This is a genomic window from Ruminococcoides bili (genome assembly GCF_040093295.1).
In the GTDB taxonomy this organism is placed as follows: domain Bacteria; phylum Bacillota; class Clostridia; order Oscillospirales; family Acutalibacteraceae; genus Ruminococcoides; species Ruminococcoides intestinale_A.
This window is the reverse complement of sequence record NZ_JBBNJY010000004.1, coordinates 1-25,565: the sequence shown is the minus strand read 5'-3', so window position 1 is coordinate 25,565 and position 25,565 is coordinate 1. Positions and strand designations below refer to the sequence as shown.

Below are 25,565 nucleotides of genomic sequence, written 5' to 3'. Positions count from 1 at the left end.
CAAAATTATTTTTTGCTCTTATCAAATAAAATAAATTTTCTGCCGCAGAAGTTCCATAAAAATACAACTACAGTAGAAACTATCTTGCCGATGTGGTAATACTGAATACCCCAAAGCCAGAAATACTTTGTTTCGCCGTTTACCACAGCAGATTCGCCGCCAAACACAAGACCTGTCGCAAGCGGATTTTGGAAAAGCCAGATAATTGCGGCATTAATTCCGAGACCGATTACACCGATAAGTGCAAAGGCAAGAAATTCCGCAAATCTGTTTTTTATTTTTGAATTTTTAAATATCCAAAATGTACTGAGCAGGTAATTTACCAACAAACCCGCAACAAAAGAAACGGTTGACGAAACCACGGGATAAACCGAGAAAACCTCTGTTAAAAGCGTCATTACGCCAAAATCAACAACAAAGGCAAAACCGCCTACAAAGCAATACCTGAAAAACTGAATAAAAGTATTGTCGGTATCACCGACAAACAAGTTCTTGATTTTCATATAATTTTCCTTTCGCACCGCAAAGCAGTGTTGTTTTTTCCACACTAAGCTATTATATAATTTTAATTCAAATAATACAAAAAGTCAATCTTTTACGCCATTTTTATACAAATTAACAGCAAAAAATAAATACCTCTGCAGCCAAAGCGCAACGGTATTTTGTGTTTAACGGATTTTATTTAAAATTATGATTTGCACTGTTAAGATTTTATAATCGCAACGGATAGTTTAGTGGTTTTCAAGCGTTGTCACTCGATTATCACTTTACTAAACCTTAATAAAAAATCAGGTCAGAGGTTATCACATTTTTACGACATTCTCTGACCGAACTTTTATAATTTTGATTGCGAAAAGTTATACTGTTACGCGCTTTTTGCTTGTTTTTGCCTGTTTAATTTAAAATCTGTTTTGCTCCTTAATGGCACGCTCCATATCTCGTTTTGCAGAGCGTTTTGCCATATCCTCTCTCTTATCGTAAAGTTTTTTACCTTTGCACAGACCCACCTGCACTTTAACCTTGCTGTCTTTAAAATAAAGACTTATCGGTATAAGCGAATAGCCCGTCTGTTTTATAATACCAAAGAGGCGGTTGATTTCTTTTTTGTGCATAAGCAGTTTGCGCACACGCATTGGGTCACGATTAAAAATATTGCCGTGGTCATAGGGAGAAATATGCATTCCGTTTATGAAAATTTCGCCCTCAACTATAGAGCACCAACTGTCCTTAAGGTTTACTCTGCCTGCACGGATTGATTTTACCTCTGTTCCGCAAAGCTCAATGCCTGCCTCAAAAGATTCTTCAATAAAATAATCGTGATGTGCCTTTTTGTTCTGCGCTACTGTTTTTAATGAAGCCATTATATTTCACTCCTGCCTTCAAGAGCCTTTGCAAGTGTGTATTCATCGGCATACTCAAGATCTCCTCCGACGGGGATACCGTAAGCAAGTCTTGTAACCTTAACTCCGAGCGGTTTTAACAGCTTTGAAATATATAAAGCTGTTGCATCACCCTCTACGGTCGGGTTTGTTGCCATAATAACCTCTTTAACATCATCTCCGTTAAACCTTGCCAAAAGCTGTTTTATGGTAATGTTATCGGGGCCGATTCCGTTAAGTGGAGAAATTGAGCCGTGCAAAATATGATACACACCGTTGTACTCGTGTGTTTTTTCGATTGCTGAGGCGTCACGGGGAGTTTCAACCACACAAATAACCGACTTATCTCTTGCGGGATTTGCACATACGGGACAAAGTTCTTTATCCGTAAGATTACAGCACTCTGCGCAATAATGGATTTTTGTGTGAGCATCAGTCACAGCCTTTGCAAGTGCCTCTGCGTCTGTTTTTGACAGGTTAAGCACATAATATGCAAGTCTTTGCGCTGTTTTGTGACCGATACCGGGCATTCTTTCAAACTGCTCCACCAACACTTCGAGGGGAGCAACATTATAATTAGACATTATTAAAACATTCCCGGAATGTTAAGTCCGCCTGAAATAGTTTCCATTGTGTCTTCCTTTTCCTTACGGGCAGCTCTTAAAGCCTCGTTTGTAGCTGCAATAATAAGGTCGGAAAGCATCTCTACATCTTCGGCATCAACAACATCAGGAGAAATATCAATCTTTGTGAGTTCCATCTTACCTGTTAATGTTACGCTTACTGCGCCGCCGCCCGATGTAGCTGTGTATTCTTTTGCCTCAAGCTCCTGTGAAGCCTGTTCCATATCGTCCTGTAACTTTTGAGCCTGACGAGCGAGCTGCTGAATGTTGTTTGCGCCACCGTTGCCGTAGCCCTTTGGTAATCTTGCTTTCATATTAAAAACATCCTTTCAATTACATATTTATTCTTGTGTTATTTCTACTCCGCTGCCCTCAAGGCTTTGCACAAGAGAGTTGAGCGGGTCTGTTTTTTCAACTTTTTTAGGTGTTGACCTTTTATAAGGCCCGAGGCTGTAATTTTTGCCTGTCAATTCAAGCAAAGTCTGCTTTATTTCTGCTCTTCTGCCGTTTTGTCTTAACAAATCAAACGCAAGCTCATTGTTTGTGTCAATCAAAAGGTAATTTCCGCTTTCGTAAGCTGTCGAACCTGCAAAGGCAGCCGCTATTGACCTTGAAACCGATTTCAGGCTGTCAACTACTTCTACCCATCTTGCAAAAGGCACTGCATTATCGTAAAGTTCGTCAAGGTTTACGCTTGCTCTCTGTGCAACAGGCTTAACCTCCGGTGCAGGCTTTGCAACAGGTGCTTTCTTGTGCTCCGGTTCGGGTTTTGCAAACGGTTCTTCAACTTCGTTCTGTGTATTCGGTACACTTGCCGATTGCGCAGCTTCCGCCTGTACGCTCTGCTGTGCAGGCTGTGCGTAATTTACGGTAATTCCACGCTTTACCGCTTTTTCAAGTGCAGTAACTCTTGCGGTCAATGCCTCTACCGTGCCATCAAGTTCGGTTGCCGACAGCTTTACAAGAGCCATCTCAAGCTCTGTTCTGTCGCCTGTTCCCCTGCCCATTCGCTGATATGCCCTTGAAAGCACATCCATATAGAAAACTATATCTGCAAGCGAAAGATAATCCGACTGCGTAACCGCCTGCTCAAACTCATCGTCCGACATTATCAGAATATCTCTCGGATTTTTGATTGTTTTAATAAGCATCAATGCTCTGAAATGTTCAACAAGTTCATCACAAAGCCTTGCCATATCCTTTGACTCGGAATACAGCCTGTCTATTATCTCAAGCGACTTTGTGGGATTCTTGTTAATTATAGCCGTTGCAAGTTCAAAAAGATATGTTTTGCTTACAAGTCCCGCCGCATTGCGGACTACTTCCTCATCAATATGAGAACTTACGGCAAGACAACTGTCCAAAAGCGAAAGTGCGTCACGAAGTGCGCCGTCTGCAACAGATGCAAGCATAAGCGCCGCCGACTCGGTAATCTCTGCATTTTCCTGCGAAACCACATACTCTACTCTGTCTGCTATTGCCTTAGGCGGTATTCTGTGAAAATCAAATCGTTGACATCTTGAACGGATTGTCTGCGGCAGCTTGTGAACCTCGGTAGTGGCAAGTATAAAAATTACATGCTCGGGCGGTTCTTCAAGCGTTTTAAGAAGAGCGTTAAAAGCCTCTGTGGTAAGCATATGTACCTCATCGACAATATACACCCTGTATTTGCACTTTGCGGGCTTAAACTGTACCTCGTCAATTATCTGACGAATATCATCAATTTTACGGTTAGATGCGGCGTCCATCTCGACAATATCAAGAATACTTCCGTCATCAATACCCTTGCAGATTTCACATTCGCCGCAAGGATTGCCGTTTTGCGGATTAAGACAGTTTACAGCCTTGGCAAGAATTTTTGCGCAGGTGGTTTTGCCTGTTCCTCGTGAGCCTGTAAAGAGGTAAGCGTGGTTAAGTCTGCCGGACGAAACCTCGTTTTGCAAAGTCGAGGTAATATGCTCCTGTCCCGAAACATCGGTAAACACGGCAGGTCGCCACTTGCGGTAAAGCACACGGTACATACAAAACACCTCTCTTCAATAAAAAATGCAAGCCGTCAGCCGAATATTATACGGCATCATGCAAATAAGTGAACGACAGACTTACTGCATCGCATCGGCAATACTGCTTAATGCTGCTCGGTTCCCCGCCTGACATGATTCACAGACCCCAATCGTACAGGGCCTGCCGCTCACTTAATTGCACGCTTAACTGGCTTGCAATTACTTTGTAAGTATAGCATAAATTTTCAACAAAATCAATACCTTTTTAATAAAAATGCAAAAGGTCGGCAATTTCAACAATTACCGACCGAATATTTTTACATATAAATGTTATATTCAAATTTACTTTTTAACTTTTTCCTTATACATTACAGTAAATGCTCTGAAAATTATAGAGCCTACGCCGTTTGCGACAGATACTGTTAATATGTAAACAAACATTTTCGCAACCTGTTCAAGTGATGACGCTGCATAAGAAAAATAACAAATATCTGCAATACTGTGTTCAAAGCCTGCAAATATAAAAGCGGGAATACCGAGGAAAATACCGAGATATTTGCCGAGCGGACTGCTGTTTGCGCTGTAATTTTCTACAACAATATACATAATCATACCGCAAAAAATACCGAGAATAAATGTCTGCAAAAAATTCTGCGAAAGTTTATTTTCAGCAAGAACAATAGCTGCCTCGTTATATTTAGGGTTTGCAAACCTCAGCGGAACTGTTGTTATAAGGCAACCGACAAGGTTACCGAGCCAAATCATAAGGCAATTCGGATTATTTTTTGTAGGAATAACATAGCCGATTTTGCCTGTAAAAAGATTAAACCCAAAAGCACATATACCAAAAAGTCCCAGGCAGAACAAAATTGAACCGAATACTTTATTTTCAGATGAAATAAATGCTGTAACACCCAATCCAATCATCACGCCGGCAGGTACAGACTTTAAAAATGTGTTCCAATTACTCATATTATAACCCCTTGTTATATACTTTGTATAAATCCGAACTCAAAACGAGAGGTCACAGAAAAAACTCTGCGACCTCCCTAATTGCATTAACCGAAAGGTTTATTATTTATTTAATCCCTCGTAAACTGCAACTGCACATGCAACTGTAGCGCCTACCATCGGGTTGTTACCCATGCCGATAAGACCCATCATCTCAACATGAGCAGGAACTGAAGATGAACCTGCAAACTGAGCGTCACCGTGCATTCTGCCCATTGAGTCTGTAAGACCGTATGAAGCAGGACCTGCGCCCATGTTATCAGGGTGAAGTGTACGGCCTGTACCGCCGCCTGAAGCAACTGAGAAATACTTAACGCCGTTCTCAATAGCCCACTTCTTGTATGTACCTGCAACAAGGTGCTGGAAACGAGTTGGGTTAGTTGAGTTACCTGTGATAGATACACCAACATTTTCGTGCTGCATAATAGCTACACCTTCACGAACATCGTCTGCGCCGTAGCAACGAACAGCAGCTCTTTCACCGTCTGAGAAAGCTCTCTCTTCAACGATCTTGAGCTCTGATGTAAAGTAATCAAACTGTGTCTTTACATATGTAAAGCCGTTGATTCTTGAAATGATGTAAGCTGCATCCTTGCCAAGGCCGTTAAGAATAACCTTAAGCGGCTCTTTTCTTGCCTTGTTAGCGTTACGAGCGATACCGATTGCGCCTTCAGCGGCAGCAAAACTCTCGTGACCTGCGAGGAATGCAAAACACTTTGTTTCATCTCTGAGGAGCATTGCGCCGAGGTTACCGTGACCACGACCAACATTTCTCTGCTCTGCAACCGAACCCGGGATACAGAAAGCCTCAAGACCGATACCGATGCACTCTGCAGCCTCTGCAGCTGTCTTTACGCCCTTCTTAATAGCTACCGCACAACCAAGTGTGTAAGCCCAACCTGCATTCTCAAATGCGATTGGCTGAACGCCCTTAACGATGTCATAAGCGTCAAAACCCTTGCTGTTGCAAAGCTCTCTTGCCTCTTCAAGATTTGCAATACCGTATTCGGCAAGGCACTTCTCAATTTTAGGCATTCTTCTTTCCATACTTTCAAATGTAACTGCCATTATAGTGTCCTCCTACCGAATTATTCTTCACGAGGGTCAATGTACTTAGCCGCATTATCAAAACGACCGTACTGACCGATGTTGTTTTTGTAAGCTTCGTTTGGCTCTACACCGTGACGAATGTCCTCAAGCATCTTGCCAAGCTTTACGAACTGATAGCCGCAAACCTCGTCATTCTCATCAAGAGCTGTCTTGAGTACATAGCCCTCGGCCATTTCCATATAACGAACGCCCTTAGCGTTTGTGCTGTACATTGTACCAACCTGTGAACGGAGTCCCTTACCGAGGTCCTCAAGACCTGCGCCGATCGGAAGACCACCCTCTGAGAAAGCTGTCTGGCTTCTGCCGTAAACGAGCTGCTCAAAAATGTTTTTCATAGCTGTGTTGATAGCATCACAAACAAGGTCAGTATTAAGGCACTCGAGTAATGTCTTGTTAGGGAGAATTTCAGCAGCCATAGCAGCTGAGTGAGTCATACCTGAACAACCGATTGTTTCTACAAGAGCCTCTTCTACGATACCGTCTTTTACATTAAGTGTGAGCTTGCAAGCACCCTGCTGAGGTGCGCACCAGCCAATACCGTGTGAAAGACCTGAAATATCCTTAATATCATAGGATTTTACCCACTTACCCTCTTCAGGAATAGGTGCAGGACCGTGTTTTGGACCTTTTGCGACAGTGCACATCTTTTCTACTTCATTTGAATAAATCATGTGTACTTCTCCTTTCGATTATTGTTGAGCCTCTACACTCATACACATTTATTATAATGCGAAATATCGCATTTTTCAAGCATTTTTTACAAATTTTATCCTGCTTTTAATTTGTATATTTTGGATATATGTGTGGCATACTCAACAAAAAAGCACCTGTGCAAAGCAAAGCAATAGTCAGAATTTACTCTGTCATATCAAAAATTTTCACTGATAATTTTAAAAGTATTGCAATTTTAACATAAGTATAAAATATAGTTGAAATAATCAATAAATTATGCTATAATTTTTAGTATGAGCGTGTAAATACGCATATTGTAAAAAATATAATAAAAAGGCTGATGAGGATGAAAAAATTTTTCGAAAATAAGTTAAACACCGTACTCACTGTTATTCTGGGCGTGCTGATACTTGCACTTTTAGGTCACTCTGTAATTTCAGCTCTCACACCGCAGACAAAGAAACCCGCCGTATCTACTTCTGACACAGCATACAAAAGCCGTATTAATCCTAATATAACAAAAATTGCCACAGCAGACACCACAGCAAGCGAACCTACGGAGGCTGCTGCAACAAAGCCGACTAAACCGGCTTCAACACAGGCAACAACGGTAAAACCGTCAACCGCTCCTACAACTGTAAAGCCAACGACTGCCAAAGCGTCTACGGTTGCCACAACGCAAGCACCTACGGTACAATTTGCCACAGCAATTCCTGCCGCAGAACCTGCCGATTACAACGAGCAGTGGAACGCAGGCTATCTTGTAGCTATTGACAATCCGGACAAAACATACAAGAGCGGTCAGGTTACACTTTCGGATCACGACAGAGATTTGCTTGAAAGACTTTGTATGGGCGAGTTTGGCTCGGGTGGATTTGTCGGTGCATCACTTATCGCACAGTCTGTAAAAGACGCAATGTGCTTTGACGGATTTACAAGCGTTGATGCAATCATCAGAGATTATCACTACACAGGCAGTACGGACATTCCCGCAAACGACAATTGCAAACAGGCTGTAAGATATATTTTTGACGAAAACCACGATGCCGTTCAGCACAGAATACTTTATATGTATAACCCTCTCCTTGTTGCAAGCGAATTTCACGAAAGTCAGAATTACATTCTCACATACGAAGATGTAAGATTCTTTGACCGTTGGGGTTATTGATTTTACTCACCACGCCGATTATTTATAATAATTAAACTCCCTTTTGCAAATAATAGTGCAGAAGGGAGTTTTTTTATGATACGAAGAATCGGAGGTCACACGCTCGGCTTTGAAGAAATGCCGTCAATAATCGGTTACGCCTCGGTTGCGGGAAAGAAAGAGAGCGAAGGTCCTCTCGGCAAAGGCTTTGACAAGATTATTTATGACAGCTATAACGGTAAGAACACCTATGAACAGGCGGAAAGCACACTGCAATTTACCGCTGTAGAAACCGCAATGCAGAAAGCCGGTGTTAAAGCAGAGGACATCGACTACATTTTTGCAGGAGATTTGCTCAACCAATGTATATCGTCAAGCTTCGGTCTGCGTGATTTCAACATTGCTTACCTCGGGCAGTACGGAGCCTGTTCCACAATGGCTCAAGGCTTGCTTATGACGGCTGTATTTGTTGAGAGCAATGCGGCAAACACCGCTGCGTGCGTTACCTCTTCTCACTTTGCCTCTGCGGAAAGGCAGTACCGTTTTCCTCTCGAATACGGCGGAGTTCGCACACCGACCGCACAGTGGACTGTTACAGGTTCGGGATGTTGCATTGTAAGCAACGCTAAAAAGGGCGCTTGCATAGCTCGGGCAACGGCCGGAAAAATAGTTGACCTCGGCGTAACCGACGCTAATAATATGGGAGCAGCTATGGCGCCTGCCGCAGCACAGACATTCATTGATTACTTTGCCGACACAAATACAAAGCCGTCCGATTATGACGCTGTTTTTACGGGTGACTTGGGCTTGGTCGGCAGCAGGTCGCTCTATGATTTGCTTAGCCTTGAAAACATCGATCTTGAACCAAAGCATTATGACTGCGGTATGATGATTTTTGATTTAGAGGGACAGGATGTTCACGCAGGAGGTTCCGGCTGCGGATGTGCAGGTTCGGTATTTTGCTCGGAAATTTTAAATTCCGTAAACAATGGAAAATACAACAATATTCTTTTCATGGCAACAGGTGCGTTGATGAGTCCTACCTCATCGGGACAGGGTGAAAGTATCCCGTCGGTCGCTCATTTAATCAACATAAAATTAAGATAAATTTTATAAAAGCTCTGTTCAAAACAAAATTCTTGTGCTATAATAAAGATGTGTAAGGATATTGTTCAAAGTATAATAATTATTTGCTAAAATTATTAACATCTTTTGGAAATTTAACAGTATCAGCGTTGATTAGGAGTTTTGTTTTATGTTCGGGCGGATTCAAACAGTTGACAACAAAGTTCTATATAATATCAGCAGAATGCACAAGCCTGCTTTAACCAAAATTATGGTAGCTTCTTCAAGACTGGGAAATGCCGGCTTTGTATGGTGGGCGATCTGCATACCGTTCTTTGTTGTACCGGAGTGGAGAAAAACAGGCTTTAACTTTGTTTTTGCCCTCTGCCTTGCTCACCTTATGGGCGAAATCATTATTAAACATCTTGTAAAGAGGACACGCCCCTGTCATCTGCTTGAGGACGAGGAGCAGATTATAAACAAACCGAGGTTTTACTCATTCCCGTCAGGTCATACAACGGCGTCATTTGCGTTTGCAACAACGGCACTGTTAAGATGTCAGCCTGCGGCTTGTCTGCCGATTCTTTTCTTGGCATTTATGATTGGCTTTTCAAGAATTTACTTGAGAGTTCACTATCTTACAGATGTAGTTTGCGGTATGCTGCTCGGCTCAACCTGCGGAATTATCTCTGTAATGCTTTTCAATAATGTTTTCAGCTAAAATCAAATAAAAAATATGCACTCTTTGAGTTAATTCTCAAAGAGTGCTTTTTGTTTGCCATTAAAATGTAGGGCTTTATCAAAAGTTAGGAAAATTATTGGTTATCATATAAACTTAAGTAAAATAATTAAAAAAACACATTGTCTATGAAATGCATTTCCTCACTTATTTCTCCTGTAACCCTCATCGTCTATGTATTCTTCGTGTTGTTTAAGATATTCTTCGTCCTTATCTCCGCAAATTGTATAATCGCACACACAGCCGTTTGCGCAGGTTGTTTTTCTTACAAGTCTTGCATGGATAAGCTCCATAGCGGTATAGTCGGGATTGCACATTGCAGGCATCACTTCCGGCAAATTATGTTCCCTTGCAAAATACGCAATCTGACATTTTGTAAATTCATAATAGATTAGCTCATCTTTTTTGTACGGAGCTACATTCATATCAAAATCGTCCCACTTGTAGCACTTCTTTTTAGATAAAGCAAAAAACCAATACATCAGATTTTCATATATCGGTTTATTGCAATCGACAAACTTCAAATTTTTAAATGCAGGCAAAAACAAATTGCCCTCCATCTCCTCGATTTCCGCAAGAGATGTTTTTTCTTTGCACACCACATAACAACTGAACAGAGCAATACAATCGTAATTTCCGCCGGCGCCGTTGTGGAAATTCTTTTTCCGCCTAAATCCGTTCTGTAATCTTTTAAAAATTCAACATACTGAAGCTGAACCTTTGTGAATATTTTTTCAACATCTTAGGCAGAATAATGCAGAGAAATTTTATTTAAAATTTCCTCCCTGCACTGCTTCGTATACAATATATGGTGTTCACGGTCAAACACAAGTTCTTTATCTTCCATTCGCCGATTTTCTTTCCTTTTTGAATTTGCCTTTAACCCTTACATTTCAAATTTTTTCGCTTAAATTTTTTGTTGAAAATTATACCTTGACACAAGATTTATACTATTTGTAATCAAATTCTTTCCACATTCAAGTATTAACACCTATGTTGAAAACTCCTGCGTTAATTGTTGAAATGTTACATTTCTGTAAAAGATTGGGTGTTACTTGTAAAAGGGCTGTAGTTTTGACAGTCGTTTAACATAGCTTTTCACACTTTCCACATAGTTTTCAACATTTATGTTAAAAGATGTGTTAAATACAAATTGTATAAATTAATAATTCTTACTGTTCTTTCTTTTATCAAGATAATTTTGCAAAATTATCGTTGCGGCAACTTCGTCTACCACATTTTTTCTTTTTTTGCCTCTTGTATTTGTATCGTTTAAAAAGTTGTGGGCTGTAATGGTAGTACCTCTTTCGTCCTGCAAATCCACCTGCAACCCTGTTTCGTTGTGTAAACGCTCCGCAAAGGCTCTTGCGTTCTGCGCACTCTCGCCCTCACTGCCGTCCATATTTTTAGGAAGACCCACAACCACGATTTCAGCCTTTAAATTCACAACGGTTTCTTTCACTTTTTCAAAAAGTTTTTCGGGTGATTTTTCAAAAATTACCGTATGCGGCGACGCTAAAAACTCTGTCTTATCGCAAACCGCTATACCTGTTCTTGCTTTGCCCAAATCAACTGCCGCTATTATCATATTAACATCCTTTCAAAAACAGGGAACCCTTCCGAGTTCCCCTTTTCATATTATCGTGACGGCCTTTTTACATCTGATGCAACACTGAATACATCACTTGATTTGCCAAGCACTACAAGATGGTCGTTTTCATCAAAGACATAATCGCCGCCAAGGTTCAGATTAAGTTCATTATCATTTTTTACCGCAATAATATTAATCTTATGTTTACGACGAACATCAACATCCATTACCTTTTTTCCAACCCACGATGATACCACGGGAATTTCAAAGATAGAATACTCCGAAGTGAGTTCAATATAATCAAAAATATTGTCTGCATTGTATCTTACCGCAAGGTTTTCGGCAATCTCTTTGTCGGGATATACAACCTCGTCAGCGCCTATTTTCTTTAAAAATTCAACCTGTCTTGCCCTTTTAGCCTTTGCAATTACATACTTTGCACCGAGTTCCTTTAAAATGGAAGTAATTTCGAGGGAGGCATAAAAATCCTCACCGATTGTCACAAAGCAATAATCAAAAGTATTAACTCCTATAGATTTCAAAATTCCGTCTGCCGAGCAGTCACCGCAAAAAGCGTCGTTGAATTCAGGTGAAAGCTCCTGTATGAGTTCCTCGTCCTTGTCTGCAATCATTACTTCATTGCCAAGGTCCTGCATTTTTCGTGCAAGATAAATTCCAATTGTTCCCATTCCGATTACAAGTACCGACTTCATAAATGTTTCTCCTTAACCGATTAATATCTGTTCTGTAGGGCGCTTTACAGGTGCTTCGGGTTTTCTTTGTCCAAACACAAGCACAAGCGAAAGTCCGCCGATTCGTCCGCCATACATCATTATCATTAATATTATTTTTGATATTGCCGAGATTTGGTTTGTTATGCCTTTTGACACTCCTACAGTGCCTGCCGCTGAGGCGGTTTCAAACAATACCTGCGACATACCCAATCCCTCTACGCTGCAAATAATCATTGACGAAAGCATAACCGCAAAGAGATAAATCAAAATAATTACCGCCGACTGCTTAACCACATCAGACACAATTCTGCGCTTAAAAGTGTTTATATCGTCACCGCCTTTCGCCATTGCAAATACCGCAATCACAACCACCGCTATTGTAGTTGTTTTCAGGCCGCCCGCCGTTGAACCCGGGCTACCGCCTATAAGCATAAGAATAAGCGAAAGCAATGTGCCGGAATCCGAGAGATTTGAAAGGTCAATTGTATTAAAACCTGCCGTTCTTGTGGTTACCGACATAAACATAGCGTTTACAATTTTTTGCGGAACAGTCTTGTCGGCAAGTTCGCCGTTGTATTCAAAAATAAAAAAGCCAAGTCCGCCTGCGACAAGCAAAATTGCCGTTGTAACAAGAACTATTTTAGTATGAAGCAAATATTTAGAAAAATGAAATTTATTTTTTAAAATGTCATTCCACACAATAAAGCCGATACCGCCGATTACAATAAGCGACATTATAATTATGTTTACATAGTAATCATTTGTATAGTAAGTCAGCGAAGAATACGGTTGGCGAAATCCCATAAGGTCAAAGCCTGCGTTGCAAAAAGCAGAAATTGCGTGGAAACAACTGTAGTATATTCCTTTCAGCATACCCATTTGCGGACAAAAGCGAAAAGCAAGTAATACAGCACCTATTCCCTCAAAAATAAAAGTACCTCCGACTATTTTCTTAACGAGTTTTAAAGTACCGTCAATTTGAGTATTGCCCGATGACTGCATCATCATTTTGCGTTCACGCATATTAATCTTTTTGCGCAAAAATATTGAAATCATTGTTATTATCGTCATAAGGCCAAGACCGCCTATCTGAATCATTATCAGAATAACAATCTGTCCGAAAACAGTCCAATGAGTAAATGTATCAAATACAACCAATCCCGTAACACAGGTTGCGCTTACCGATGTGAAAAGTGAATCAATAAAATTCGTCCATTCCCCCGTCTTTGAGGAAATCGGCAGGCACAAAAGGAAAGTTCCCAACAAAATTACAGGAATAAAGCTCAACGCTATAAATCTCGTGTAGCCGAGCTTTGATATTAACTTGCTTATCATTAAGCATTCACCGCCTTAAATTCTATTGTATCATATTATATAACAATTCACAACAGAAAAATGCTCCTGCAAGCATTTTGCAGGAGCATAAATTTTAATATTGACTTTTAAGAAGCAATATGAAGAACTATGGTTACTATTCGTACTACAAAAAGTGCGGCTGCAACCCACATAACAGGGTGAATCTGCTTGATTTTACCTGTAACGATCTTGAGGATAACCCAAGAAATAATACCGAACATAATACCTGTTGCAATTGAATATGCAAACGGCATCATAATGATTGCAAGGAAACCGCCAACTGTGTCGGCAATGTCAGACTCAAAGTCCATTTGAGTAATGTTCTTAAGCATTAAAAGTCCAACGAACACAAGAGCAGGAGCTGTTGCAAATGACGGAATTGCAAGGAAAATCGGGTAGAAAGGAATTGCAAGAAGGAAGAGAATACCTGAGGTCATAGCTGTAAGACCTGTTCTGCCGCCCTCGGCAACACCTGTTGTTGACTCAACATAAGAAGTTACGGTTGATGTACCAAGACAAGCACCTACGCAAGTACCTACGGCGTCAGCCATTAAAGCCTTACCTACTCTTGGAAGCTCACCTTTTTCGTTGAGGAGGTTACCCTGCTGTGCAACACCGATAAGTGTACCTACTGTATCGAAAAGGTCAACAAAGAGGAATGCAAATACAATAACTGCAAAGTTTACTACATTCTGTGCTACATAAGTAAAATCGAACTTAAATAAAGTTTCTGTTGCCATATTCTGAACAGGAGCAAATATTGCATAGTTTGAGAAATCAGGAATAAGTGAAGTGCCCTGATACCAACCGCAAAGCTGTGCAATAATGCCGAAAATGTAAGTAACAATGATGCCGATAAGGATTGAACCCTTAACCTTGAAGTGCCACAAAGCGGCTACAATAAGAAGACCTACAATTGCAAGAACTACATTTGCGGAACCTAAGTCACCGAGTGTTACAAGTGTTGATGACTGAACAGCTGTGCCGTCATAGTAAGCATCGGAAACGATAACGCCTGCACCCTTTAAACCTACAATTGTAATGAAAAGACCAATACCTGCCGAAATACCGAGTTTTAAGTTCTTAGGTACTTTATTAACAAGTGTTTCACGGAATTTGAAAAGTGAAAGGATAATAAAGATAATACCTTCAACAAGGATTGCTGTAAGAGCAACCTGCCATGGATTTGTAATACCCTGTGATGCAAGCTGCGGAACTACTGTGTATGCAAAGTAAGCATTAAGTCCCATACCGGAAGCAAGAGCAACAGGATAGTTTGCAAAAAATGCCATAAAAAGTGTAGCAAATGCTGCCGATACTGCTGTTGCAGCAAAAACCGCACTTGAGTCCATTCCGGCAGCGCCAAGCATACTTGGGTTTACGGCAAGTATGTAAGCCATTGCAAGGAATGTGGTAACGCCGGCAACAACTTCTGTTTTTACCGCGGTACCGTTTTCTTTGAGTTTAAATAGTTTTTCCACTTAGAAAACCCCTTCATTAAATTTTTTATACAAAAGCCAAAAGGCTATTGTTTACCGCATTAATACTAAAAGTATGACACCTTTCGAGCAAAAAGTCAATGCTTTTGCGGCTGGAAAAATATTTTTGTAAGATACTATAAAATATTCCGTTAATTTTTTAACATTAATACAATAACATATTAATATGATAATTTAATATACTGTATTTCACAAAAATTTTTATTAGATTATGGGTAGAAAAATACTTAACCCAAGCTTTTATAATTACTCGGCGAAATATTTTGCTAAACCATAATTACCTAAACTTTCAAAAACAACCGACAACAAAAAATTCCGACCCTTGCAGATCGGAATTTTTTATCTGTTTAATTTTCAGTAAAATTATTCGTCTTTGCCGCAGCACTTCTTGTACTTTTTGCCGCTGCCGCATGGGCAAGGATCGTTTCTGCCGACTTTTTTGCCTTTACGGATAGTTTTGTTGGCTGTGTCTGTCCCGTCACCCGAAGTTTCTGTAGGCTGAGCAACCTGCTCACGCTTTAAAGCAATTTCAATCGGGCTTTCTTTAGGCTCTTCATCTTCGCCGTTATTTAAAACTACCTGATGTGCAGCCTGTGCCTGCTTTAATGCCATACGCTTTGCAGCCTCGATAGCTTCCTGACGCTTTTTAACCTCATATACCTTTTTAGGCATAACGAGCATCATCTTAACTGTATCTTCTCTGATGCTTTCAATCATCTCGTCGAACATATCAAAGCCTTCAATGCGGTACTCTACTACAGGGTCATGCTGACCGTATGAACGGAGTCTGATACCTGACTTAAGCTGATCCATATTATCAATGTGATCCATCCAGTGTGTATCAACATTCTTGAGGAGATATACACGCTCCATTTCACGGATAGTTTCGGTCGGCAAAAGCTCCTCGTTTTCTTTATAGATAGCTTTTGCATCTTCGATAAGCATATTCTTAATGTCTTCGGCTTCCATATCCTCAAGGTCTTCGAGGTCAAAGTCGTAACGGCTCTCGTCCTGAATAAGCCAATCCTTATAATAATCCTTAAGGCTCTGGAGATTCCAATGCTCACGAGGGCCGTCCGGGAGATACTGCTTAACGCTTGTGTCAATTGTATCTTCAATCATCTTATAGATAGTATCGTGTAAGTCCTCACCGTTAAGAACCTGATCACGCTGACCGTAGATAATTTCTCTCTGCTTGTTAAGAACATCGTCGTACTGGAGTACATCTTTACGAATACCGAAGTTACGGAGTTCGATTTTCTCCTGTGAGCTGTCAATGATATTTGAAATCAACTTAGCGTCAATCGGCATATCATCTTCAACATTAAGGCGCTCCATAACCATCTTCATTCTGTCACCGCCGAATAAACGCATAAGATCGTCTTCTGTAGAAAGGAAGAACTTACTTACACCCGGGTCGCCCTGACGACCTGCACGGCCCTTAAGCTGGTTATCAATTCGTCTTGATTCGTGGCGCTCTGTACCGATAATGTAAAGGCCGCCTGCTTCTCTTACCTTTTCAGCTTCTTCTTTGATTTCTTCTTTATATTTTGAGTTAAGCTCATCAAATGTCTTTCTTGCATTGAGGATTTCCTCGTTATCTGTTTCTGCGTGACCTGTTGACTCTTCAATAAGTTCATCTGTAAAGCCCTGCTTACGCATAGATGCTTTAGCCATAAATTCAGCGTTACCGCCAAGGATAATATCGGTACCACGGCCTGCCATATTTGTTGCGATTGTAACCGCACCGAGCTTACCTGCCTGTGCTACGATTTCAGCCTCTTTTTCGTGCTGTTTGGCGTTGAGCACATTGTGCTTGATGCCACGCTTTTTAAGCATTTTTGAAAGTTCTTCCGACTTTTCGATAGAAATTGTACCGACAAGTACAGGCTGACCCTTTTCGTGAGCCTCTACAACCTGGTCGATTACATTCTTAAACTTGCCTTTTTCTGTCTTGAATACGGAGTCCGGAAGATCTATACGCTGAACAGGCTTGTTTGTAGGAATTTCAACAACATCAAGTTTGTAAATTTCCTGGAACTCCTCTGCCTCTGTCTGAGCAGTACCTGTCATACCTGAAAGCTTTTTGTAAAGGCGGAAGTAGTTTTGGAATGTGATTGTAGCAAGAGTTTTGCTCTCGTTCTGAATCTTTACGCCCTCTTTTGCTTCAATTGCCTGGTGCAAGCCCTCGTTAAAGCGTCTGCCGTACATAAAACGACCTGTAAATTCATCAACAATGATAACTTCGCCGTCTTTAACAACATAGTCAACATCGAGTTTCATAATACCGTGAGCCTTGATAGCCTGGTTTACATGGTGCTGAATTGTAAGGTTTTCCGGGTCTGTAAGGTTTTCAATGCCGAAAAATTCTTCGGCTTTCTTAACACCGTTCTGTGTAAGTGTAGCTGTTTTCTGCTTTTCGTCTACAACATAGTCGATGTCGTTTTCTGCGTAGTAATCCTCCATATCTTCTTTGGAGTCAAGCTCTTCAAAGCGCTGAACCTTTAAAGTTCTGGCAAACTTATCTGCCTTTGCATACAAATCTGTTGACTTGTCGCCCTTACCCGAAATAATAAGAGGTGTTCTTGCCTCATCAATAAGGATTGAGTCAACCTCGTCGACAATTGCGTAAGCGTGGCCACGCTGTACTTTCTGTTCCTTGTAAACAACCATATTATCACGGAGGTAGTCAAATCCGAGTTCGTTGTTTGTACCGTATGTAATATCAGCTTCGTATGCCTTTTTTCTGCCCTCGTTGTCAAGTGAATGAACAATAAGACCTGTGGTAAGTCCGAGGTATCTGTAAAGTTTGCCCATCCATTCGGAGTCACGGCGTGCAAGATAATCGTTGACTGTTACGATATGTACACCCTCGCCTGTAAGACCGTTAAGGTATGCAGGAAGTGTAGCAACCAAAGTTTTACCTTCACCTGTTTTCATTTCGGCGATTCTGCCCTGATGAAGTACGATACCACCTATAATCTGTACCGGATAATGTTTCATACCAAGTACACGCCAAGCACCCTCTCGGCATACAGCAAAGGCATCCGGTAAGATGTCATCTGTAGTTTCGCCGTTTGCAAGACGCTCTTTGAGAACAGCTGTCTGATTTTTGAGTTCGCTTTCGCTCATAGCCGCATACTTGTCCTCAAGTGCAAGCACCTTATCGCAAATCGGCTGAATTCGCTTTAATTCTTTTTTACTGTAATTGCCAAACAAGGCTTTGAGAATATTCATATATAAATGTCCTTTCGGTATAAATTCTTTTTACTGTACGGCAGCTGCACCGAGTGATTTTGCTGCCTGTATCATAGCTGCCTCAACAACAGGACCCGCATAGGTAAAGCCAAAACCCGAGTCTTCCACAACGCAGGCAAATGCAAGAGGGCAATCCTCGTCCTTTGCATAACCTACCATCCAACCGTTAGGGCCTTTGTCCTCGCCGACCTCGGCAGTACCTGTCTTTGCGCATATCGTAAGTCCGCCAAACAGATCGTCGCCGTAGTAATCGGTCATTGTAAAGCGCATCATATCGTCAAGCGCTTCTGCCGTGCTGCTGCTGAAAAGTTCGTTTGTACTGTCCGAGCCGCCCAATCCGAGCACACCCAGAATTGAACCGTCCTTTATCATATACGGTTCTTTTGTTTTGCCGCCGTTTGCGATTGCTCCGCAAATAACAGCCATTTGCATTGGGTTTACTTTGTCATTGTACTGACCGACGCCCGACCAGCCGAGCTGGTTTGTGTTTGCATCGCTTACATCGTAATTTCCCTTTGCGGTTTCGTTGTCATCCACCTTAAAGCTGCTGTTTATGCCGGCTTTATTTGCGGTGGCAGTCATTTTTTCTTCGCCGAGTTCAACCGCAAGTTCCGCATAAACAATATTGCAGGAATGTGACATTGCCTCTTTAAAGTTTATGTAACCGTGCGGTTCAACACAGGTCACATCACTTCCGCCGATATCTTCCTTACCCGAACAGTACCATGTACGGTCGTAGATGTCGGGAAGATTTTCAATAGCGCAGGCAGAAGTAATTATCTTAAAAATCGAACCGGGCGCATAGGTTGAAGAAATAGTATTGTCAAGATACACACCCTCGTAGTCTTTTTCGTTTTCCTCGGTAATTTCGGGAGGCGCTTCCGGATCGTAAGCCTTTGTACTTACGGAACAGATGACCTCACCTGTTTTGTAGTTATATACAACGCAAGCACCGTCTTTGCCGTAGCCTGACAATACATCATAAGCCGCTGCGCAGGTGTCTGCGTCTACTGTCAGATTAATGTCATTGCCCTTTCTTAGAGAATCGGGCATATTCAGTCCCCAAATAAGATTATATCCGATAAGCTGGGAACGGTATCTGCTCTGTAAAGCAGTAGAAATATTAGAAGAATTATCGCCTATTGTGTGCAAAAGCGAAGTTCTGACGCTTTGGTTTTCATTATAAACTCTTTTTCCGTCAACACTTTGAGCAAGAATATTGCCGTTGCGGTCATAAATTGAACCTGCCTTTGCAAGTCCGTCAGTTCCTGCGATGTGGTAGTTATAGTGCTGATCTACCCAATCGCCCGAATTTGCAACGAGCTTGTAGGCAAAAAAGCCCATACCGCCGATAAAGGCTACCGTAACCGCAAATATAAGCGTACTTCTCCGTAATACTCTTTTCATTCAAACACCGTCCTTTCTCTGATTTATTCAGAGGGTACTGCAAAGCAATACCTCATTCGGTTTTGTAAGATTATTTTTTCACCGCATATGTTCTTTCGTCTGCCGCCTTGATAAATGCAATAAGTCCCCAACAGGAAAGCACACTTGAACCGCCACAGCTGATGAACGGGAATGTTACACCTGTAAGCGGAAGAATATCGGTTGCGCCAAAAACATTGAGTGAAAGCTGTATTACAAGCAAACCCGCAGCACAGCAGGCAGAAATAGAATAGAATGTACTTCTGCTTCTTGTTGTGATTGCTCTTGCATAGATAACAAGGCAAGCTACCGCAACGGCGAGAGTAATTGCAACAATTACACCCATTTCTTCGGAAACCAAGCCAAAGACGAGGTCGCTCTCCGACGCTCCGACGCCCTTTAAAAAGCCGTTGCCTATGCCGACGCCGAAAAGTCCGCCGCTTGCTATATATGTAAGCACATGAGTTTGCTGATAACCTAAGTCATTTGCGTATTCCCACGCATGTCCCCAAGCCTTAAAACGGTCGAGAACATAAGATTTAAAGCGCAACACAATAGACACACCGAATACAGCCGCCACAATGGCAAGAATTACTGTTTTAAAGTCGCCCGAACGCATAAATGAGATTAAAAGGAAGGTCATAAAGAATATGAGCGCTGTACCGAAGTCACCCATTAATGCAAGCAATCCTACACAAACAGCCGAGAATATAATAAACTCAAACAAATTCTTTTTTGTCTGTAATCTGTCAAGTGTGTTTGCACCTATAAATATGTATATGATTTTTACTATTTCGGACGGCTGAAGAGAAATACCGCCAATGCTGATCCAGTTAGCCGCACCGTAAGTTATTTTGCCGAATACTATACTCACGCCGAGCAGTCCTACTGCGGCAATCATAAGTCCGTATCTTAATTTTGTTGACGAAGTTCTGTCCGGGTCCTCAATAAACTTAATTATTACGCAGAACAGCGCCATTCCCACAACTGCGGCAATAAGCTGTACATAAGCCGACCGCTCTACCTGCCGCACAAGCAGCATTACACCCACGCCCGTCAAAAACAGCGCAAGGCTTTCAAGTTCAAAACTCACCCTTTTAAGTACCTTTGAAGAAACAAAGAAAAATGTCCATTCTGCCACTGCAAGGCATCCGAAAAGTACGAGCGGTGAATACTTGTTGGTACCGTCCTGCCAAAATACCGCCTCTACGCACATAAAGAAATGGAAAAGCGTGATTAAAAGCATAAGCTTCCACGACTTCATTGCAGGCTTGTTGTTGGCTTTCTTAAAAAACCAACTGTAACGGAGATTTTCGTCATAATCTTCGCCACGCAAAAACTGAAACTGCGAATTGCCCACACTGATAACATCATCAATAAGCACTCTGGTTCTGCCCACAGCTTCTTCGCCGTTTACATATGTACCGCCTTTTGAACCCGTATCGCAGATATACCAGCCGCTGGCTCTTCTCAAAAGAACACAGTGATTTCTTGAAACGGCAGGGTCATCAACGACAATGTCGCTTGCCCTGCTTCTGCCGATTGAATTTTCCCAGAAAATAACAGGAAGTTTAAGTCCTGTAACTGTATTGTAAAGTGTAACAAGAGGCTTTTCGGGCCTTCTGCGACGACGCATTGCAGCATAGCACTGATATACAATTATAATAGCATATACCGGCATTAATATTCTTAACGCAACAATGGCTAAATCGTAAATTACCGTCATATCAAGCACAGGCATCCTCCTTGTAATCATAGCTAAAGTTATACATTTATCATAATACCGCATTTTGGTAAAAAAGTCAATAAAAATAAAGGCGGTTGACCCTCAACCGCACAATATGATTTATCAAAAGCTATTATTTGCTTATTAATACCCGTAAATAATTGTCATAATCAGCATTATTACAGGCTGATGCAAAAGATATATTATAAGACTGTATCTTCCTATTACATTTAATATGGGAATTTTAAAATAAAAATATTTCTCCCATTTTATTTTCTTTATTATACGCCATAAAAATATTCCGAACACAAACATAAACAGCCACGGAATTATCGAAAAATAGTCGCTTGAAACAAAATCATACGAACGAAAGCCCAAGAATGACAGATATTTATATTCGTACAAAAAAGACGGCAGTTCAATAATCGGTATTCCAAAAAATCCTATGTAGCCTGTCGGAACTCCGTATGTAACGGCATAAAGCATAAAACTCAAAATTGCACCCACTACAGTAGGAATTGCATTAAATAAGTCTTTCAGTGCCGAACATATAAGCATTGAAATACCCAATAAATTCAGTATTCCGAACCAAACAACCTGACTCGGTATAGCTATTGCAGTAACTGTTGTAACAACAAAACCGCATAAGCTCACTATTATTCCGTTTCTGACCGTATGATTTGAAAAATTAAAAGACACTCCCGAAATAATAATAAACGATACACAAATAAAGCGTTCCCATACGGCAAAAAATGAGTTTGTAAAAGCAGAACCGTCGCCGTATATCATAAAAATATCATACAATGCGTGAAACGCAACCATATTAATAACGGCAAAGCCACGGATTGAATCAATTAAGTCATATCGTTTTTTACTTTTTAGAGTGTCCTTGTTCATTCGCAAATTCCTTACTTATCCTGTTTCATTCTGCGGTTAAACAGCAATACAGCACAAGCAAAAATTACTGCGGCATATCCGAATACCCAAAGTAATTCGGGTATTATCTGCGAATAATTGCCCTCAAGCGCTGCCCTTAAAGCATTTACGCAATGAATAAACGGCAAAAATTCTGCGATTTTTTGAAATGCACCGCCTACAAGCGAGATGTCAAACCATATATTTGAAAGCCATGCCGACAGGTTTGTGAGTACCGCACCGCATATTATACCTACCATTTTATCACTAAATGCCATACCGCACAATAGCCCTATTGAAATATATAAAAAAGCAGGAACAATACTTACAACCGCCGCAAGCAAAATATTTGCCGAAAAAGATAAACCGAAAATCAGCGCAAACAAACAGGTAACAAGTGTTTGCAATAAAGCCATAGGAATGAGCGGTACTGTATAACCGAGTATGTAGCCGCTCGGCTTAAGGGGCGAAGCGTAAAGTCTGATAATAAAAGCCGTGCATCTGTCTTTTGAAACCAAAAGCGCAGAAAAAAGCGACAAAAACACAAGTCCGAATGCGCTTATTCCGCCCGTAAGATTTTTTATTTCAAACAAGGTCATATGTGCCTCTTTCGGAATACTTGAGTTAATTACCGACAACAAAACAAGCAATACAATAGGAAAAGCAATACCGAAAATTGATGTTAAAACATCTCTCTGCAATTCCTTTGCATTTCTTGACGCAAAAGCTAAAGTTTTCATAATCATTTACCCTCTTCCGCAATTTTTACAAAAGCGTCTTCAAAAGATGTGGCATTAACGCTGTTTTTAAGTCCGTCAGCCGTACCCTCAGCCACAAGATTTCCCTTTACCATAATACCTATGCGGTCTGACAGCGACTCCGCCTCTTCAAGATAGTGAGTTGTAAGGATTACCGTAATCTTACCTTTTAAAGCGCTGATTTTATTCCACAATTCTCTTCTTGCCAAAACATCAAGTCCCAAAGTCGGCTCGTCAAGAAATAAAATTTCAGGGTTGCTTATAAGCGCCATTGCAATGCTCAATCTTCTTTGCCAGCCGCCCGACAAGGTTTTTGCCTTTGATTTGGCTATATCGCTCAATTCAAAATCTTCTATCATTTTTTGAGCTTTGCTTACTGCATCTTCATTGCCAAATCCGTAAATTCTCGCCATTAATTCAAGATTTTCTCTTACGGTCAGATTTGGCGCAACTGCGGTTTCCTGCGGTGATACATTAATAATTCTCTTAACATCTTTGCTGTCATTTACAATGCTGTATCCGTTAAGCACAGCGTCACCGCTTGTCGGCTTAATCAGACACGAAAGCATTTTTATTGTTGTAGACTTGCCCGCACCGTTTACGCCGAGCAACCCGTAAATTTCGCCTTTATTTATAGAAAGATTAATTGAATTTACCGCAACTTTATCTTTGTATTTTTTTGTAAGATTTTCAGTTTTTATCGCTAACATAAATAAAACCTCATTCCTCAAACACAAAATCACTTGCAATAGAACGGCTTACCTTGCCTATTCCCAAGCCACGCTTTATATCCCCGACAACGAGCAACTTATCTCCGGGTTTAATGTCAAAAACATCTCTTGCGTGTTTAGGAATAACTATCTGACCACGCTCGCCTACTTTTACAATGCCGAAAACATATTTTCCGTCCTCCGAATTTGTCGATTCCTCTTCAACGGATATTTTATCGTGTACAAGCTCATCGAGCGATATTTCATAAAGATTAGCAAGTTCGCTGCATTTTATAACATCGGGAATACTCTCTTCGTTCTCCCATTTAGCCACAGACTGACGGGAAACATTGATTTTTTCCGCTACTTCTTCCTGTGAATAACCCTTTGCTTTGCGCAGCGCCTTTAAATTCATACCAATCATATTTTTCACACCTTTCATAGCCTAAGTATAGCACAGCAAATTTACATAAACAACCAACTAAATTATACAAGAGATGTAAAGAATAGTTGCGTAATTAAACATATTCTATTAACTCAAAAAATTAAGTGATACATATTCACAACAAATATATTTATAATGCATTTTTAACATATATTAATAAAAATGCACAAATATACAAAATTGTTTTCTGTTATTATTGCAGTTACATTTTCATCGTTTTTATAATATAATCAAATATAAGATAAAATAAATATTAGAACTTTACCGACAAATATTTACTTTATCAGTGAAGATGTATAGTTTAGAAAGGAATAATAATTATGAAAAAAATCACAAAAGTTGTTTGTTCAACTGCTCTTATCGTAGGTATGCTTGGAACAGCTCAAGCTTTTTCGGTTTCTGCGATGGTAAGACCTATAATTACAGGCGATGTTGACGAGAATTTTAAAGTTGATATCAATGATGTAACACTTCTTCAGAATGCGCTGGCAGGAAGTGCAGAAATTGATAAAAGACAATTTTATGCAGGAGATGTCAATTTTAACGGTGTAAACGATGTCAGTGATGTTACTCTTATTCAGGAACATATTGCCGGTACATATGAATTTGAGAGAAATAGTACTGCTTCGGAACACATTATCCGTAATTTTTGCGCCGATTATGATTCCGGAAAGGCAATGGCAGGCACTCCTGTAACATTTACCGCAACAATGGATTCGGGCGTTACACCGTTCAGCTATGAATTTTTGATTAACGGCGAGGTTGTTCAGCAAAAATCAGAGTTAAACACATTTACTTATACATTTAGTGAAAGTGGCAGCTATGATGTTTCGGTAAGGAGTTATAACGCTATTGATGATTGCACAGAGGAAACCCTGTATAATTATACGGTAGTTGACGCATATGAAAGTGAAAATCCTGTTATTGTGGGTATTCATACAGATAAGGACTACATCGGTAAGAGCGATAATAATGTAACAATTACCGCAAATGCATTTATGGGAACTGCTCCTTATCAGTATAAGTTTACACTTGACAACGGTTTATTGGTACAGGATTATTCGGATGACAATAATTTCTTTATTGATATGCGTAAACTTAATTATGAGAACAATACTCCGTTAGAAATAGGCGACCATACCGTACTCGTTGAGGTCAAGGATGCAAACGGCAAAACCGCACAGGAAACATTTACATTTGAAGTTAAAGAACCAAGAATGTGATTGTCCGAAACAGCATAATATGATATAAAAATTCAGCCGACAAACTTAGTTTTGTACTATGTTTGTCGGCTTATTATTTGTCAAAGTTGGTGGGATTAGGTTTTAGAAAATTATCGGTCGGGCAACAAAGTAAAGAAAAAGATAAACTTTCCGTCCCGAATATAAAAGTTTGGAGA

Annotated in this window: 24 protein-coding genes and 1 other RNA gene; 4 read left to right on the top strand and 21 right to left on the bottom strand. The window is 40.6% G+C overall.

What is annotated here, in order from left to right; all coding sequences use genetic code 11:
- Positions 1-5: 5 nt before the first annotated feature.
- From AAAY30_RS02090 to AAAY30_RS02050, 9 genes are all read right to left on the bottom strand, one after another.
- A complete protein-coding gene (locus tag AAAY30_RS02090; protein ID WP_302186263.1) occupies positions 6-503 on the bottom strand; it encodes a GtrA family protein in 498 nt (165 codons plus the stop codon).
- A 396-nt stretch (positions 504-899) separates the two neighbouring features.
- A complete protein-coding gene (smpB, locus tag AAAY30_RS02085; protein WP_302191188.1) occupies positions 900-1,361 on the bottom strand; it encodes an SsrA-binding protein SmpB in 462 nt (153 codons plus the stop codon).
- Complete coding sequence (gene recR / locus AAAY30_RS02080) at positions 1,361-1,963, bottom strand: recombination mediator RecR (RefSeq protein ID WP_186935666.1); 603 nt, start codon at positions 1,961-1,963, stop codon at positions 1,361-1,363. Before recR ends, smpB begins: the two co-directional genes overlap by 1 nt.
- Before the next feature lie 2 nt (positions 1,964-1,965).
- A complete protein-coding gene (locus tag AAAY30_RS02075) occupies positions 1,966-2,316 on the bottom strand; it encodes a YbaB/EbfC family nucleoid-associated protein (protein WP_022235210.1) in 351 nt (116 codons plus the stop codon).
- 27 nt (positions 2,317-2,343) lie between these two features.
- Positions 2,344-4,023, bottom strand: a complete 1,680-nt coding sequence (dnaX, locus tag AAAY30_RS02070; protein WP_499215851.1) for a DNA polymerase III subunit gamma/tau — start codon at positions 4,021-4,023, stop codon at positions 2,344-2,346.
- A gap of 70 nt (positions 4,024-4,093) precedes the next feature.
- An RNA gene (gene ffs / locus AAAY30_RS02065) (signal recognition particle sRNA small type) lies at positions 4,094-4,192 on the bottom strand.
- 155 nt (positions 4,193-4,347) lie between these two features.
- Positions 4,348-4,977 carry a formate/nitrite transporter family protein gene (locus AAAY30_RS02060; protein WP_337785840.1) on the bottom strand — a complete coding sequence of 210 codons (630 nt, stop codon included), beginning with the start codon at positions 4,975-4,977 and terminating at the stop codon, positions 4,348-4,350.
- A 102-nt stretch (positions 4,978-5,079) separates the two neighbouring features.
- On the bottom strand, positions 5,080-6,084 hold the full coding sequence (locus AAAY30_RS02055) for a GGGtGRT protein (protein WP_337785841.1): 1,005 nt from the start codon (positions 6,082-6,084) through the stop codon (positions 5,080-5,082).
- A 20-nt stretch (positions 6,085-6,104) separates the two neighbouring features.
- Positions 6,105-6,797, bottom strand: a complete 693-nt coding sequence (locus AAAY30_RS02050; RefSeq protein ID WP_195411066.1) for an iron-sulfur cluster assembly scaffold protein — start codon at positions 6,795-6,797, stop codon at positions 6,105-6,107.
- Between the two features lie 347 nt (positions 6,798-7,144).
- Between AAAY30_RS02050 and AAAY30_RS02045 the strand changes: the two genes are divergently transcribed.
- The 3 genes from AAAY30_RS02045 (at position 7,145) to AAAY30_RS02035 (ending at position 9,731) form a co-directional block, all read left to right on the top strand.
- Positions 7,145-7,966 (top strand): hypothetical protein, encoded by an 822-nt coding sequence (locus AAAY30_RS02045; RefSeq protein WP_303107139.1) that lies wholly within the window; start codon positions 7,145-7,147, stop codon positions 7,964-7,966.
- Between the two features lie 75 nt (positions 7,967-8,041).
- A complete protein-coding gene (locus tag AAAY30_RS02040; RefSeq protein WP_303107137.1) occupies positions 8,042-9,052 on the top strand; it encodes a stage V sporulation protein AD in 1,011 nt (336 codons plus the stop codon).
- A gap of 148 nt (positions 9,053-9,200) precedes the next feature.
- Positions 9,201-9,731 carry a phosphatase PAP2 family protein gene (locus tag AAAY30_RS02035; RefSeq protein ID WP_022235203.1) on the top strand — a complete coding sequence of 177 codons (531 nt, stop codon included), beginning with the start codon at positions 9,201-9,203 and terminating at the stop codon, positions 9,729-9,731.
- A 161-nt stretch (positions 9,732-9,892) separates the two neighbouring features.
- Here AAAY30_RS02035 and AAAY30_RS02030 read toward each other — a convergent pair whose 3' ends face one another.
- From AAAY30_RS02030 to AAAY30_RS01975, 12 genes are all read right to left on the bottom strand, one after another.
- Positions 9,893-10,348, bottom strand: a complete 456-nt coding sequence (locus tag AAAY30_RS02030) for an L-2-amino-thiazoline-4-carboxylic acid hydrolase (protein ID WP_337781434.1) — start codon at positions 10,346-10,348, stop codon at positions 9,893-9,895.
- Between the two features lie 563 nt (positions 10,349-10,911).
- On the bottom strand, positions 10,912-11,337 hold the full coding sequence (ruvX, locus tag AAAY30_RS02025) for a Holliday junction resolvase RuvX (protein ID WP_022233826.1): 426 nt from the start codon (positions 11,335-11,337) through the stop codon (positions 10,912-10,914).
- A 50-nt stretch (positions 11,338-11,387) separates the two neighbouring features.
- Positions 11,388-12,053 (bottom strand): potassium channel family protein, encoded by a 666-nt coding sequence (locus tag AAAY30_RS02020; RefSeq protein ID WP_186935663.1) that lies wholly within the window; start codon positions 12,051-12,053, stop codon positions 11,388-11,390.
- 12 nt (positions 12,054-12,065) lie between these two features.
- Entirely contained in the window at positions 12,066-13,409 is a 1,344-nt protein-coding gene (locus AAAY30_RS02015; protein ID WP_186935662.1) for a TrkH family potassium uptake protein, read from the bottom strand.
- Between the two features lie 107 nt (positions 13,410-13,516).
- Positions 13,517-14,911 (bottom strand): NCS2 family permease, encoded by a 1,395-nt coding sequence (locus tag AAAY30_RS02010; protein ID WP_186935661.1) that lies wholly within the window; start codon positions 14,909-14,911, stop codon positions 13,517-13,519.
- A gap of 381 nt (positions 14,912-15,292) precedes the next feature.
- Positions 15,293-18,166 (bottom strand): preprotein translocase subunit SecA, encoded by a 2,874-nt coding sequence (secA, locus tag AAAY30_RS02005; RefSeq protein WP_302333230.1) that lies wholly within the window; start codon positions 18,164-18,166, stop codon positions 15,293-15,295.
- A 30-nt stretch (positions 18,167-18,196) separates the two neighbouring features.
- Positions 18,197-19,594, bottom strand: a complete 1,398-nt coding sequence (locus tag AAAY30_RS02000) for a penicillin-binding transpeptidase domain-containing protein (RefSeq protein ID WP_302198987.1) — start codon at positions 19,592-19,594, stop codon at positions 18,197-18,199.
- A gap of 70 nt (positions 19,595-19,664) precedes the next feature.
- Positions 19,665-21,338 (bottom strand): FtsW/RodA/SpoVE family cell cycle protein, encoded by a 1,674-nt coding sequence (locus AAAY30_RS01995; RefSeq protein WP_186935947.1) that lies wholly within the window; start codon positions 21,336-21,338, stop codon positions 19,665-19,667.
- A gap of 144 nt (positions 21,339-21,482) precedes the next feature.
- A complete protein-coding gene (locus tag AAAY30_RS01990; RefSeq protein ID WP_295053559.1) occupies positions 21,483-22,235 on the bottom strand; it encodes a heparan-alpha-glucosaminide N-acetyltransferase domain-containing protein in 753 nt (250 codons plus the stop codon).
- Positions 22,236-22,246: 11 nt separating this feature from the next.
- On the bottom strand, positions 22,247-22,993 hold the full coding sequence (locus tag AAAY30_RS01985) for an ABC transporter permease (RefSeq protein WP_295053557.1): 747 nt from the start codon (positions 22,991-22,993) through the stop codon (positions 22,247-22,249).
- A 2-nt stretch (positions 22,994-22,995) separates the two neighbouring features.
- The gene (locus AAAY30_RS01980; RefSeq protein ID WP_499215852.1) at positions 22,996-23,721 is read right to left on the bottom strand and encodes an ABC transporter ATP-binding protein; all 726 of its coding nucleotides are present in this window, start codon (positions 23,719-23,721) and stop codon (positions 22,996-22,998) included.
- A gap of 10 nt (positions 23,722-23,731) precedes the next feature.
- The gene (locus tag AAAY30_RS01975) at positions 23,732-24,145 is read right to left on the bottom strand and encodes a helix-turn-helix domain-containing protein (protein ID WP_177444159.1); all 414 of its coding nucleotides are present in this window, start codon (positions 24,143-24,145) and stop codon (positions 23,732-23,734) included.
- Positions 24,146-24,486: 341 nt separating this feature from the next.
- Between AAAY30_RS01975 and AAAY30_RS01970 the strand changes: the two genes are divergently transcribed.
- The gene (locus AAAY30_RS01970; RefSeq protein ID WP_499215853.1) at positions 24,487-25,389 is read left to right on the top strand and encodes a dockerin type I repeat-containing protein; all 903 of its coding nucleotides are present in this window, start codon (positions 24,487-24,489) and stop codon (positions 25,387-25,389) included.
- Positions 25,390-25,565: the final 176 nt, after the last annotated feature.